We start from the raw sequence: 14,154 nt of genomic DNA, 5'->3' as shown, positions 1-14,154 counted from the left end.
ATATTTAGTATCCATAGGGACACTAAAAAATTGCTTATTTACGGTTAGAATTAGAGCGATTGTTTGCTATTAATCACTTCTAGAACGGTTGGTTAAACCTTCATAAAACTAATCAAAAAAAAATGTTAAAAAAAAATGATTTATATTATTCGATGAAATACAGATAAAATGGTATCAGTAACATTTTTAGAAATAAAATAAATTAATCATAATAATTAATAGGTAAGTTTATTTATTCTTCATTTTTTCTAGTTAAAAACAAACAATAATCAATTAACAACCAACTTCTTAACCATTGTTTTACCTTGAGATTTAAACTCCACAAAGTAAGTACCCTCACTTAGCATATCATCCGTATCAATATTTATTGTACTACCTCCTGTATATCCACTAACAGAATACAACTTAGACCCTAATATGTTGTATATAGAAACATTAAGATCATCCATACCCAATGGAATGTTTATATAAAACTTACCTAGATGAATTGGGTTGGGATATAGCAATATCTCATCTAAATCACTATTACTAATGGATAATGTTTCGACAACAAAAATAATTTTAAAACGATTACTAGCAATCGACTCAGCAATACCAGAATCAATAGAATAGTCGTAATTTATTGTTCCATTTTGTGGAATTTCAGTACTAGCACCCGTGTAATTATCGTAAAGAAATGCAACAGCATCTTGCATAGAAATACCTTCTCCCACTATTGTATAGTTAGTATTTCGGTAGGTATTAACCTCTAACTGAATTTCTTCTTGATCTACTGGAGCTGCTCTACTTTCTATACTCAGTAATACACCATTGTTATTAATAGAAAAATTTTCGTCAAGATTTGTAATATCTGGAGCATCATTGGCATCGACATCATTATTACCATTGGTATCAAACAAAATCAACACTCCATCTGCAGCGGTTTCGTTATTTACTAAAGCACTACTTTCGTAAAGTGATAATCGTAATTGCCCTAGACTTGTTAAATCATTTGCTGGTGAAACTGATGTAATTTCAAAATTCACATTTTCATAGCTCCTCCCTGAGTTTCTCACATGAGGTTTAATATGAATAAATAAAAGTAAAAATGTGAACGTAAAGATGATATAATGTGAATTCTTCATTATGCCAAAATATTAGTTGATTAAAAAAATACCATAACCAACATTTAAAATGAAGAAGTAGAAATTGTAGATAGAGCAAACTTATTAATGTAAACTTAATCAAAATTTGCACATCAACAAAAGTGATTTATTTTATAAAAATTTAGGAAATAAAATTAAAAATATAAATTTGAGTACTAATCTCAATTAAAGATGAAAAAAGTCTCATCCGTTGAAGAATACATAGAAGTGAATGCGCACTTTGCTGAAGAGCTTACTATTCTCCGTGATATCCTTAACTCTACAGAATTAGAAGAAACCCTTAAATGGAGTGCTCCTACTTATACATTAAATAGTAAAAACGTTATTGGCTTAGGCGCTTTTAAACATCATTTTGGCATATGGTTTTTTCAAGGTGTATTTTTAAAAGATGATGCCAACCTACTTATCAACGCTCAAGAAAACAAGACCAAAGCTTTACGGCAAATGCGGTTTGAATCTAAAGCGGATATCAACAAGAGTGCGGTTTTAAATTATGTAAAGGAAGCTATTGAAAATCAACGTTTAGGCAAAGAAATGAAACCCCAACGTAATACGAAGCCAGTAGTAATTCCACAAGAATTAGAAAATGTCTTATCAAAAAATGATGAGCTAAAACAAGCTTTTGAAAAGCTGTCAGCATCATGTAAGCGCGAATATTGTGAACACATATCTGAAGCCAAAAGAGAAGCTACCAAAACTAAACGCTTAGAGAAAATTATTCCTATGATTTTGGAACAAAAAGGCTTGCATGATAAATACAAAAACTGCTAAACTATATACCTTTAATAAAGACAAAATGCCACTCTAAAAAGAGTGGCATTTTGTCTTTATGTATTCCCAGCTTACTTTACTTTGGCTGGTTCGTTTAGCTTTTTACTCATTTCCATTGAAATTGCAGAGCGATCAAATTTAATTTTTCCAGCTAACGTTTCAATAACGCAACTGTTATCCTTATCGTTTAACTCTACAACTTTGCCGTGCATTCCACTTTTGGTAATTATACGATCTCCACGTTTCAATTCGCTAGCAAACTTTTTTTCTTGTTTCTGACGTTTCATTTGTGGTGCAATCATAAAGAAATACATCACAGCGAAAATGGCTATAAATGGTAAAAATGAACCTAATCCTTCCATATTAAATATTAGTCGTGGTTATGCCCTTCGTGACCAGGCTTAGTAGATGTTTTTTTTGCGTTAAGCATTGGATTTGTTGGTGTAGCACTCTGTGCTGCTGCCTTTCTTTCTGCTGCTTTTTTTGCTGCTTCAGGGTTATTTACATTTGCTGTAATTTTAACAACCTCAGTACCTTTTTCTGTATTAGAAGTAATTGTTAAAGACTTAGTTACTTTACCATTTCCTTTACCATTAAACTTCACAGTAAACTCACCTGTTTCTCCTGGTGCAACTTCTCTTGTATAATTAGATGGTACAGTACAACCACATGTACTCTTAATATTACTTACTACAAGCATAGAGTTACCAGTGTTTGTATACTTAAAAATTGTTTCTACTGGAGTACCATTTTCAATTGTACCAAAATCGTGTACAGTTTTATCTAAATTCATTACTGGGAAGTTACCAGCATTGGCATCTCTCTCTGCAGCAACAGCTACATTTTCTGAATTTACTTTACTAGCTGCATCTTCTTTACAAGAAGTAAAAGCTACCATGCATAATGCACTAAATCCTAGGATAATCTTTTTCATTACTTATATTTTAATTAATACTATTGATTTTCTAAGTTGCCAAAGGTAATAATTATTCCCAGCAATTAAAACTTTTAGAATGTCCTTAACAAGTTTACGAAAGAAATATACTACACAACCTATTACATTAAACCTCTTCCTGTTTTAGGATGTAAGGCTTTGGATTGGTATTCTTTTACGATTTTGTCTAGTATACCATTGATGAATAAGCTACTTTTTGGTGTTGAGTATTCTTTAGCTATTTCTAGGTATTCGTTAATGGTTACCTTGTGTGGAATAGACGGGAATTTTTGAAACTCACACAATGCCATTTTCAACAACAAACCATCTAAACTTGCTAGACGCTCCGTATCCCAGTTTGTGGTTTTTTTAGAAATCTCTTCAGCAAATTTTGAGTTATTCAATATTGTTTTTTTGAATAATTCTTTTGCAAATTCTTTATCGTCTTCGTCCTTGTATAAGTCAGGAATTAACTTAGTTTCTGGTGAAGTAAGTTTTATTTTGCCCAACACTTTTAAAAGTACTGTGTTTACCACAGGGAAATCATCTACCCAAGTAAGCTTTTTATCTTCAAAATAATCATAAAGCTTATCGTTAGGTGCTATAATTTCTGTGTAAATATCTATGATGAATTTTTTATCAGTTTTTAAATCTGTTTCAGGATTACTTATGTAATCTTCATAGAGCTTACTGTTTTTAATATCTTTGAAAAGTATATCTACATACTCAAAATCGAGATCCCAAAAGTTTAATTTTCGTTTTGAAATAACCTCTTGCAGCATTTTATTATCACTAATAATATTTAGCAATAAATTATCCTGAAACTTGGTGTTTGGGTTTCTGTCTGAATCTGAACCTAATAACTTTTTCTGGAGTTTTTCATTATAGTTCTTACTCTTTTTGTGCAGCTCTGTTAACAAAGCTAGGATAGAAAAGTATAGATCTAACATGCCGTCTAAACTGTGCATTAAAAATTTTTCGTCTTTTGCCAAATCATCACTTTCATGGCCTTTAAAAGCATACAACGATTGCATTACTTTTATTCTAATGTGTCTTCTGTTAAGCATGTATACAGAACTACTTTATATAGGTTACTAAAAAAGGTGAATCGTGTTCCGATTCACCTTGCAAAAATACTATTATTTAAGTCGTAAAAAAATTATTTAGAATTTTCTCTTTTACGAGTTTCTATACGCTCTCTTGCTATATTTAATGCCGCAGCATGTGTTGTTAGGCTGTTAACTTTAGCATTATCTAAAATCTCTAGCGTAGTATTATAAATATTTTCCGTTTTACGCATTATTTCTTGTCTGTCGTAATTTTCTAACTCTGCATAAACATTAATAATTCCGCCTGCATTAATTAAAAAATCTGGTGCATAAACAATACCTCTATCTTGTAAAATTCTACCGTGTTTATCTTCTTCTGCCAACTGGTTGTTTGCAGCACCTGCAATAATATCAGCTTGTAATCTGTATATCGTATCATCATTTATGGTAGCTCCCAAAGCACAAGGTGCATAAATATCCATAGGCTCACTATAAATATCATTACCACCATATATAGTTGCACCATACTTAGAACGTATTTCTTCTAAACGCTCTTGATTGATATCTGCAATAGTAACTTTTGCACCTTCATTAATAAGATGCTCCACAAGCGCTTCACCAACATGACCAATACCTTGTACGTATACCGACTTGTCTTCTAACACATCAGAACCGTATTTGAATTTTGCTGCAGCTTTCATACCCATAAATACGCCGTAAGCTGTAATTGGCGAAGGGTTACCAGCACCACCTTTACTTTCTGAAATACCTGTAACATATGGAGTTACTTCTCTTACCGTATCCATATCTTCGGTTGCCATACCTACATCTTCAGCGGTAATATATTTACCACTTAAAGAGTGTACAAACTCACCAAAACGACGCATCAACTCTGGTGTTTTTTGCGTTTTTGCATCTCCTATGATAACAGCCTTACCACCACCAAGATTTAATCCTGTTATAGCAGATTTAAAGGTCATTCCACGAGAAAGACGTAGCACATCGTTAAGTGCTTCCCACTCATTGCTATAATTCCACATTCTGGTACCTCCTAAAGCAGGACCTAAAACAGTATTGTGAATACCAATTATAGCTTTTAAACCAGTATCTTTGTCGTTGCAGAAAACGATTTGTTCGTGGTCATCAAATGAAACCTGACCAAATACAGGATCTGCTTTTGAAAGTTCCTTAGAACTTATTAATTCTGAAGTCATTATTGATTAAGATTTAAGGCTGTTTGAAAATTATTTAAAAACAGCGTGCAAAAATAAATTATAATTAGAGGATTAGCAAAATATTAACGTCAAAATAAGATTATCATAATACTTTTGACCGACCAAATGCAGTATGAAAGCACTAAAACATCTAAATAAATACTTTTACAAATACAGATATCGATTAATTATTGGTGTAATCATTACCATAGTTTCTAAAATATTTGTCTTATTTACACCTCGTTTTGTTGGAGATTCTATTAATATCATCTCAGACAGGCTAGACGGTAAAATCACATATGAAGTTTTTAAAACAGACCTCATTACAAATGTTTTATTAATTATTGGAGCTGCTGTTGTTGCTGGTGTATTTACTTTTTTAATGCGACAAACCATTATCAATGTCTCTAGGTACATTGAATATGACTTAAAAAATGAAATCTATCAACACTATCAGGTTCTATCTCTAAATTTTTATAAATCTAACCGAACTGGAGACTTAATGAACCGTATTAGTGAAGATGTTGGTAAGGTACGTATGTATGTAGGTCCTGCTTTAATGTACACCATTAACACTATTACTTTATTTACAGTAGCTATTATTTATATGGTGAATACAGCTCCAAAGCTAACACTATATACGCTATTGCCTTTACCTATTTTATCGGTATCTATTTATAAACTAAGTAGGTTGATTAATAAACGTAGTACCATTGTTCAACAATCGTTATCAACACTGTCTACTTATGCTCAAGAAACCTTTAGTGGGATTTCAGTTATAAAATCTTATGGTATAGAGCCAAAAACTAATTCTGAATTCGAAGGACTTTCTGCTGAAAACCGTCAAAAACAAATTAACCTTACCAAGGTACAGGCACTCTTTTTTCCTTTAATGATTCTATTGATTGGCGTTAGCAACCTCATCGTTATATACGCTGGAGGAATGCAATATATGAATGGTGAAATTGAGAATATTGGTACCATAGCTGAGTTCATCATATATGTGAACATGCTCACTTGGCCTGTTGCTACGGTTGGTTGGGTAACTTCATTAGTACAACAAGCAGAAGCCTCTCAAGAACGTATTAATGAATTTTTAAAAACCGAGCCCGAAATTCAGAATACCGTAAATGAACTTACACCTATTAAAGGTGATATCGAATTTAAGAATGTTTCCTTTGTTTATCCTGACACTAATATCAAAGCTTTAAAAGACGTTAGTTTCACATTAAAATCAGGTAAAACCTTAGCCATATTAGGTAAAACAGGTTCTGGAAAATCTACAATTCTAGACCTCATTGGTAGACTTTATGACATTGATAATGGCAGTATTTTAATAGATAACAAAAAAATCTCAGAGCTTAACCTATACAGTCTAAGAGAAAGCATTGGCTATGTACCACAGGATGCCTTTTTGTTTTCAGACACTATAAAAAACAACATTAAATTTGGTAAAGAAGATGCCACAGACGATGAAGTTATTGAAGCTGCAAAAGATGCTAAAGTTCATAAAAATATCACAGGTTTTAGTAAAGGCTACGATACGGTTTTGGGTGAACGTGGCATAACACTTTCTGGCGGACAGAAACAACGTGTATCAATCGCAAGAGCAATTATTAAAAAGCCAGAAATTCTTCTGTTTGACGATTGTTTATCTGCCGTAGATACAGAAACCGAAGAAAAAATTCTTAAAAATTTAGTACGACTCACTAAAGATAAAACTACAATCATTGTTAGCCATCGTGTATCCTCTGCAAAAAATGCTGATCAAATAATTGTTTTAGAAGATGGTAAGGTGATACAGACCGGAAATCATGAAAATCTTATCAATGTGGATGGCTATTATAAAGAGCTTTATACAAAGCAACTCTCGGAAAAAGAAATGCAATAAATTATTTGTCAGTTTACTTTTTTTTCAGATTTTTGATTTTAAATTAAAAAAAGATTGATTTATGAGCGATTATGAAATGACGGATAAAGAAGAAATTTATTCTAAAGTTTTACGCGCAGGCAGACGAACTTATTTCTTTGATGTAAGAGCTACAAAAGCAGGAGACTACTACCTAACCATTACCGAAAGCAAAAAATTTACTAACGACGACGGGTCTTATCACTACAAGAAGCACAAAATTTATCTATACAAAGAAGATTTTTCTGAGTTTAGAGAAATTTTAGCTGAAATGACAGATTATATCGTCAATGAAAAAGGAGAAGAAGTCATCAGCGAGCGTCACCAAAGAGATTTTAAACGCGAAGATGATTTTGTTGCTCAAGAGGCAAAAACATCACAAGACTTAAACGGAACTGAAAGTTTCACCGACATAAGTTTTGACGATATTTAGAATTAACTTCTATTAAATAAAAAAGCCGTTACACATTGTAACGGTTTTTTTTTGCTTTAAATATTACTTCAAAATAATTTATTAAGACACCTGAGAGCCATTTTTTACCTTATGCTCTGGTTGTAATAAAAAGACGTCATTCTCTTTTACAGCACCAACAACAAGGCACTCACTCATAAAATTGGCGATTTGCTTTTTTGGAAAATTCACAACAGCTATAATCTGACGGTTTTCTAAATCTTCTTTTGTGTACTGTGTAGTAATTTGAGCAGAAGATTTTCTGACACCTAAGTCACCAAAATCTATAGTTAGCTGGTAAGCTGGCTTTCTGGCATTGGGAAAATCGTTAACCTCTATAACAGTTCCTACTCTTAAATCTACCTTTGTAAAGTCTTCAAATGTTATTATATTATCCATGCGATAAAATTAATAATTCTTATTATAAAATAATGGCATTAACACCATCAAATATGTTGCCTTTGGGTACAATAGCTCCAAACTTTAACTTAGTGGATACTAAAGACAATGAAACAAAGTCACTAACCCAACTAAAAGGCAAAGAAGGCACTTTAGTTATGTTTATATGCAACCACTGCCCTTATGTTATTCATATAAATGAAGCATTAGTAAAATTGGCTAATGACTATAAAGCTAAAGGTATTAATTGCATTGCCATTTCGAGTAATGATGTAGAAAATTATCCGCAGGATAGTCCTGATAAAATGAAAATCCATGCTGAAGAAAACCACTACCCTTTTCCGTATTTATATGATGAAACACAAGAAATAGCAAAAGCTTATGATGCTGCATGCACACCAGATTTTTTCTTGTTTGATGAAGATTTAAAACTGGTTTATGCTGGCCAACTAGATGGATCAAGACCCGGAAATGATATTCCTGTTACTGGTAAAGATTTAAGAGCTGCTATTGATGCACTTTTAAATAATGAAACCATAAACCCAAACCAAAAACCTAGTATGGGTTGTAATATTAAATGGAAATGAACCTAAAACTAGAAACCAAACGCCTCTACCTTAGACCTATCAATGAAGACGATGACCAAGACTTTTTTGAGATGGACTCTAACCCTAAAGTGCATGAATTTTTAGGGAACAATCCTGTAACTTCTATTGAGCAATCTCGTGGTTATATAAAAAGTATTTTACAGCAGTATAAAGATAACGGAGTTGGTCGTTTGGCTATAATCAAAAAAGATACTGGTGAGTTTGTAGGTTGGTCTGGACTAAAATTTGAGCGCGAAGTACGTGAAGAATTTGATTATTATGATTTAGGCTACAGACTTAAAGAGAAATTTTGGGGACACGGTTACGCAACTGAAGCTGCAATAGCATCTTTAGATTATGGCTTTAACGATTTAAAACTAAAAGAAATTTGTGCTGCTGCTTATGCCAAGCATACGGTTTCTAATATAATTCTAAAGAAAATAGGCTTGAAACCATCAGGCACATTCACCTTCGACAATGAACTTTGTAATTGGTATGTCTTAGAAAATCCAAATCTATAAATAACAAAACCCCTTATTTCAAAGGGGTTTTGCAATCAATCAAAAACTTGTCTAAACCATATATAATGAATTTAATTTATTATTGTTGTTGTAGTTTAAAGTTGATTGGTATACTATAAGGAACACCTACTGGTTTGTTACGTTGTTTGCCTGGTTCCATTTTTGGCAGTAAGCTTATAATACGTTCTGCTTCGTTTTCTAATAAATCATTAGGTCCACGTGTTTGAATTTTAGCTACTTTACCATTCTTATCTATTAAGAAGAATACAAATACTCTACCTTGAATATTAAGTTCAGCTGCAGCAGCAGGATATCTAAAGTGTTTATGCAAGTGCTCTTGCATTTTTCTTTGGAAACAAGCCTTTAACTCAGCATTATTACCTGTACACCCTGGGAATTGAGGTACTTTTTCGATAACCGCAAATGGTACTTCTATATCTTCCTCTACTTCTTCTACTTCTACGTCTTCAACGCTTACTACACGTTCTTCAATAACATCGTCTTGTCCTATCTCACTACTTTCAATAACTGTTTCTTCTATTTCATCAACGTTTTCTACTACAGTTATAGCTTCAGAAACTATCGTTTTTTGTGGTGGAGGTGGAGGTGGAATATTAATAGTCGTAATAGGAATATCTTCTTCCAACTGCTCTGTCAACATTAAGACATCAACCTTAGTTGTCTCTGTTTCGTAAGTCTTATGTTCTAATCCTAAGTATGTAAGGAGTAACATTACGTTTAAGCCAACAGCAAAATATAAACTGCTGTTTCGACCTACATTGGCTCTTGGGTTCTTCTTTAGTTCCATGACGTTTAATTTTATAGTATAAAGTTACCCATCATAAAGCGTAAAACATATGACATTTATCATGTTTGAAATTAACCCACTATTTTAACATTTTAGAGATTGTCTAACTGGTTGTCATTACCATCTTCACTAATGGTCCAGAAGAAGCCGACAAAAAAGAACTGATCTTGGGCTGGCTTTAAAGCTCTTCTATTAAACTGTCCATTAATATCAGTAGTATTGGCATATTGATAACCGTTTACATTATTAAACCCTAAAACATTATTTACAGAGAAATACAATATCTTTTGCTGATCTAGTAAGTATGCCCAATTAACACTCAAGCTATTAAAGGATTTTGTGCGTTCACCTAAAAATTCGTTTGTATTAGGATTAGTATAAGGCCTTCCTGAAGAAAAGCCATAACTGAGCCCTACCTGACTTTTCCAACTATCTATCCAATATTTACCAACAATAGATAAATTATGATTTGTAGCATATACTGGTTGCGCTGATGTTTCAAAATTTCTATAGTTACGCTCAGTATCTAAATAAGAATAACTCACCCAATAATCCAGATTTTTAATACTTGTGTTATCTCTCCAAAACACATCCAATCCTTGCGCATAACCATCTCCATTATAATTGTAATTGCTATCGAATGACGTCATTTCTGTATCAAACTTCACTAAGTTATCGTAGTCTTTTCTATAAGCTTCTGCTCTAAAAATCTTACCATCATTGACGTATTGGTAGTTTAATATGTAGTGAGACGTTTTTTCAGCCTTTAAATCCTGATTAAACTTTAGTATTGAACTATTAGGATTTTGGTAAAAGTTACCATATGCTAAAGACATTTGTCCGTTTTTAGAAGTTTTGTAAGCCAAGGCAGCTCTTGGTGAAATATCCAGATCACTAAATATTGAACTGTAATCTGCGCGTAATCCTACTTTTAAAGCTAAGTCTTTTGAAAAGATTAAATCTGCTTCAGCAAAGCCTGCTGTTATGTTGTTGTCAAAGCCATAAGTTACGTCTACTGTTTCTTCTTTATAGTCTTCATTAAAATCTGTAATAAACTGCTCTACTCCAAAATTTAACTTAAATCTACTATTAAATCGCTTCTTTAATTTCAGTTTTAAGTGAGCTGAGTTTTCGGCATTTTCAATATCACTTGTCATCACACCCAAATCATTTTTTGCATAGGTATAGCTTAGTCCTGTGCTCAAGGTCCAGTTATTTTCCAAAATTCCTTTATATGATGTATTAAGATAGAAGTTGTTATTGTTCAATTTAAAATCTAAACCTTCCTCTAGATTAATATCCTCTTGAGTTAATTGAAATTTTGCAGTATCAAAAGCGGCATAAAATTTTAGCATACCATTGTTAAGACGATATCTATAAACCATTTCACCTTGAGCTCCTTGGTAAGGAGTTTCCCATTCATTTCTATCTTTAAAAACTGCTAAATAAGGTGCTAGATTAATATAGGTTGCGTTAAAGCTCAATGAAGAACGTTCCCACTTTTGAGTATTTCCTAAAGCAGCACCAACGGTCATTAAACCAATATCTGTTTTTTCCTGAACTGGCTCATCAATAGTATTTAATAGTAAAACACTAGATAATGCCTGACCAAATTCTGAAGAATAACCACCTGTTGAAAACGTAATACCATCAAATAAAAATGGCGAATAGCGTCCTCGAGTCGGAATATTGTTTGCTGTTGGTGAATACGGTGTAAAGACCCTAATACCATCAATAAAAATTTGCGTTTCGTCGGCATTACCACCACGCACAAACAAACGTCCATCCTCAGACACATTAGAAGTTCCTGGCAAGGTTTGCAATGCACCAACAAAATCGCCTAGCGCGCTTGCTGTAGTCACAACGTCCAAAGGTTTTAAAACAGAAACTTTACTATTGTCGTTAGCTTCAAACGTACCTGCACTCAAAACCACAGCATCTAAAGATTCTACATCTTCCCTAAGAATAATGGTAATGTTAGTAAATTTTGAAACATCATCTACAATGGTTTTTGTCTCGTAAGACAAAAATGAAACCACCAAGGCTTGTGTTCCTGTTTCCTCTGTTGTAAAGGAAAATTGCCCTTCAACATTTGATGTTGCTCCATCATAGGTACCATCTAAATAAATATTTGCTCCTTCTATTGGTTGGTTTTTATTGTCCAATACTTTTCCAGAAATTGTGGTTTGAGCATAACTTAGGTTGATGAGACCTAAAACTATTAGCGTAATTAACTTGTTCATTTTTTGATTGATTTGATTTGTTCTGTTTTGACGAGACAAACTTCAATCATTCTTATTGTTAACTAAATTCTATTTTACCGAGCTGTAAATTTTAAAGGACGAATTGAATATTTTTAATTAATTTCAAATCATGAAACTAACCAACACCGAAAAACAATTCAGTATTCTATTTTTTGTAATTGTGCTCTTTGAAATCATTACAGGAAGTACAGAAAGCCTTCAAATAGCACACTATATTGCCAAACCTGCTATAGTTATTAGCTTGGTATTTTTATTTATAAAAACGTCTGAAGGCATTTCAAAATCCATAAAACGTATTACACTTTTGGCTTTAGGATTTTCGGTTTTGGGAGATATTCTTTTAATGTTTGTAGATCAATCACCTCACTTTTTTACGGTTGGGTTGGTCGCTTTCCTTCTAGCTCACATTATGTATATTGTGGTGTTTTTAAAGCATAGAAACAAACAAAAATCTATCCTTAGCTTTGTGATACTACTATTAGTCTATGCTTCAGGATTATTCTATTTATTAAAAGATGGTTTGGGAGAAATGCTTGTGCCTGTAATTATATACATGATTGTGATTTTAAGCATGGCAACTACTGCTTTTATGAGAAAAGGAATTGTAAACAGCAGTAGTTACAATCTGGTTTTTATTGGTGCCATTTTCTTTATGATTTCTGACAGTATTTTAGCTTTAAATAAATTTTACCAGCCAATTCCTTTCTCTAACATCAGTATTATGCTTACCTATGCTTTAGCACAATATTTAATTGTTTTAGGAATTTTAAAACTGAAAAAACACTAAATTTTACTTTTTAAATGGTCTAATTATTAGACGTGCTGCTTTATCAAAGTTAATGTAATTATACGTCCAATTAAAGAACACAATCACCCTGTTTCTAAAACCTACTAAAGACATGAGGTGTACAAACATCCAAATAAACCAAGCGAAGAATCCACCAAACTTATAGGGTTTTAAATCTACAACGGCTTTATTTCTTCCAATGGTAGCCATAGAACCTTTATCAAAATACTTAAAAGACTTCATTGGCTTCTTCTCTATTAATTTCAATAAATTTTTCCCTAAAAGTTTCCCTTGTTGTATGGCTGGTTGCGCCACTTGCGGATGACCTTTTGGATAATCTTCGGAAGTCATAAGCGCAATATCACCGATGGCAAAAATATTGTCATAACCTTCTACCTGATTAAACTCGTTTACCTTATATCTGTTAGCACGCTCTACCAATGCAGAAGCATTTAAACCATCAATTGGAGCACCTGTAACGCCTGCCGCCCAAATTAAGGTTTCGGATTGCATTTTTAAATCTGAGTTAGTAGTAACATCCAAACCATTATAATCCGTAACAAGTGTGTTACAATGTACTTTTACACCTAGAGCTTTTAAGAATTTTGTTGCCTTTTCAGAAGCATGCTCGCTCATAGGAGGCAATACTCTTGGAGATCCTTCTAATAAGTGAATATGCATATCACTTGGATTAAGATCACGATAGTCCCTTGGTAAAATATTATTTTTCAGTTCTGCTATAGCACCAGCCAATTCCACTCCTGTTGGTCCGCCTCCAACAATAACAAAATTAAGGTAAGCTTCACGTTCTGCTTTGGTATTTGCTATGGCAGCCTTTTCAAAATTCTGAAGAATTAAACTCCTAATATTTAGTGCTTGCGGCACTGTTTTCATAGGCATACTGTTTGCTCCAATGTCTTTATTACCAAAAAAGTTGGTTTTGGTCCCTGTGGCTAACACCAAATAGTCGTAAAACAAATCTCCAATGGTGGTTTTTATCGTATTGTTTTCTGGTTGAATTTCGTTAACCTCAGCCAATCTAAAAAACGTAGTTTTATGTTTCTTTATAATTTTTCGTAATGGATAGGCTATAGAATCTGGCTCTAATCCAGAACTAGATACCTGATATAAAAGCGGTTGAAACGTATGATAGTTATGTTTGTCAATTAGTACAACTTGAAGATTTTTATTCGCTAAGGTTTTTGCTAAATTTATGCCAGCAAAACCACCACCAACAATGACAATTCTTGGCAGGTTAGATTCAGGAATATTCATAGAAAATATAGGTTGAATTATGCTTACAAAGATACGATTT

At 32.9% G+C, this 14,154-nt stretch carries 15 protein-coding genes; 6 read left to right on the top strand and 9 right to left on the bottom strand.

What is annotated here, in order from left to right; genetic code table 11:
* Positions 1-269 precede the first annotated feature (269 nt).
* The gene (locus MST30_RS10665; protein WP_243471396.1) at positions 270-1,124 is read right to left on the bottom strand and encodes a T9SS type A sorting domain-containing protein; all 855 of its coding nucleotides are present in this window, start codon (positions 1,122-1,124) and stop codon (positions 270-272) included.
* A 192-nt stretch (positions 1,125-1,316) separates the two neighbouring features.
* Between MST30_RS10665 and MST30_RS10660 the strand changes: the two genes are divergently transcribed.
* Entirely contained in the window at positions 1,317-1,916 is a 600-nt protein-coding gene (locus tag MST30_RS10660) for a YdeI/OmpD-associated family protein (RefSeq protein WP_243471395.1), read from the top strand.
* A gap of 71 nt (positions 1,917-1,987) precedes the next feature.
* On the opposite strand, the gene yajC is transcribed toward MST30_RS10660, so the two are convergent.
* From yajC to MST30_RS10640, 4 genes are all read right to left on the bottom strand, one after another.
* Positions 1,988-2,278: a preprotein translocase subunit YajC gene (gene yajC / locus MST30_RS10655; RefSeq protein ID WP_243471394.1), complete on the bottom strand. Its 291-nt coding sequence runs from the start codon at positions 2,276-2,278 to the stop codon at positions 1,988-1,990.
* Positions 2,279-2,286: 8 nt separating this feature from the next.
* Positions 2,287-2,850, bottom strand: a complete 564-nt coding sequence (locus MST30_RS10650) for a DUF1573 domain-containing protein (protein ID WP_243471393.1) — start codon at positions 2,848-2,850, stop codon at positions 2,287-2,289.
* Positions 2,851-2,972: 122 nt separating this feature from the next.
* A complete protein-coding gene (nusB, locus tag MST30_RS10645) occupies positions 2,973-3,917 on the bottom strand; it encodes a transcription antitermination factor NusB (RefSeq protein WP_243471392.1) in 945 nt (314 codons plus the stop codon).
* A 92-nt stretch (positions 3,918-4,009) separates the two neighbouring features.
* Positions 4,010-5,113: a Glu/Leu/Phe/Val family dehydrogenase gene (locus tag MST30_RS10640; protein ID WP_243471391.1), complete on the bottom strand. Its 1,104-nt coding sequence runs from the start codon at positions 5,111-5,113 to the stop codon at positions 4,010-4,012.
* 133 nt (positions 5,114-5,246) lie between these two features.
* Here MST30_RS10640 and MST30_RS10635 point away from each other — a divergent pair, with 133 nt between their 5' ends.
* Entirely contained in the window at positions 5,247-7,004 is a 1,758-nt protein-coding gene (locus MST30_RS10635) for an ABC transporter ATP-binding protein (RefSeq protein ID WP_243471390.1), read from the top strand.
* A gap of 61 nt (positions 7,005-7,065) precedes the next feature.
* Positions 7,066-7,455: a PUR family DNA/RNA-binding protein gene (locus tag MST30_RS10630; protein ID WP_243471389.1), complete on the top strand. Its 390-nt coding sequence runs from the start codon at positions 7,066-7,068 to the stop codon at positions 7,453-7,455.
* 81 nt (positions 7,456-7,536) lie between these two features.
* Here the strand turns inward: MST30_RS10630 and MST30_RS10625 are convergent, their stop codons facing one another.
* A complete protein-coding gene (locus MST30_RS10625) occupies positions 7,537-7,872 on the bottom strand; it encodes a tRNA-binding protein (RefSeq protein ID WP_243471388.1) in 336 nt (111 codons plus the stop codon).
* Positions 7,873-7,904: 32 nt separating this feature from the next.
* On the opposite strand from MST30_RS10625, the gene MST30_RS10620 reads away from it, so the two are divergent.
* Both MST30_RS10620 and MST30_RS10615 read left to right on the top strand, forming a co-directional pair.
* Complete coding sequence (locus tag MST30_RS10620; RefSeq protein ID WP_243471387.1) at positions 7,905-8,459, top strand: thioredoxin family protein; 555 nt, start codon at positions 7,905-7,907, stop codon at positions 8,457-8,459.
* Positions 8,456-8,980 carry a GNAT family N-acetyltransferase gene (locus MST30_RS10615; protein WP_243471386.1) on the top strand — a complete coding sequence of 175 codons (525 nt, stop codon included), beginning with the start codon at positions 8,456-8,458 and terminating at the stop codon, positions 8,978-8,980. The genes MST30_RS10620 and MST30_RS10615 overlap by 4 nt, the downstream gene beginning before the upstream one ends.
* Positions 8,981-9,059: 79 nt before the next feature.
* Here MST30_RS10615 and MST30_RS10610 read toward each other — a convergent pair whose 3' ends face one another.
* Both MST30_RS10610 and MST30_RS10605 read right to left on the bottom strand, forming a co-directional pair.
* A complete protein-coding gene (locus MST30_RS10610) occupies positions 9,060-9,788 on the bottom strand; it encodes an energy transducer TonB (protein ID WP_243471385.1) in 729 nt (242 codons plus the stop codon).
* A gap of 92 nt (positions 9,789-9,880) precedes the next feature.
* Positions 9,881-12,031 carry a TonB-dependent receptor gene (locus MST30_RS10605; protein ID WP_243471384.1) on the bottom strand — a complete coding sequence of 717 codons (2,151 nt, stop codon included), beginning with the start codon at positions 12,029-12,031 and terminating at the stop codon, positions 9,881-9,883.
* Positions 12,032-12,161: 130 nt separating this feature from the next.
* Here MST30_RS10605 and MST30_RS10600 point away from each other — a divergent pair, with 130 nt between their 5' ends.
* Entirely contained in the window at positions 12,162-12,839 is a 678-nt protein-coding gene (locus tag MST30_RS10600; protein ID WP_243471383.1) for a lysoplasmalogenase, read from the top strand.
* Between the two features lie 3 nt (positions 12,840-12,842).
* Here the strand turns inward: MST30_RS10600 and MST30_RS10595 are convergent, their stop codons facing one another.
* Positions 12,843-14,114: an NAD(P)/FAD-dependent oxidoreductase gene (locus MST30_RS10595; protein WP_243471382.1), complete on the bottom strand. Its 1,272-nt coding sequence runs from the start codon at positions 14,112-14,114 to the stop codon at positions 12,843-12,845.
* Between the last annotated feature and the right edge of the window lie 40 nt (positions 14,115-14,154).

The sequence above is a fragment of the Winogradskyella sp. MH6 genome (assembly GCF_022810765.1).
Lineage (GTDB): Bacteria > Bacteroidota > Bacteroidia > Flavobacteriales > Flavobacteriaceae > Winogradskyella.
Note: the sequence above shows the minus strand (reverse complement) of the source record. Positions and strands in the feature narration are given on the sequence as shown.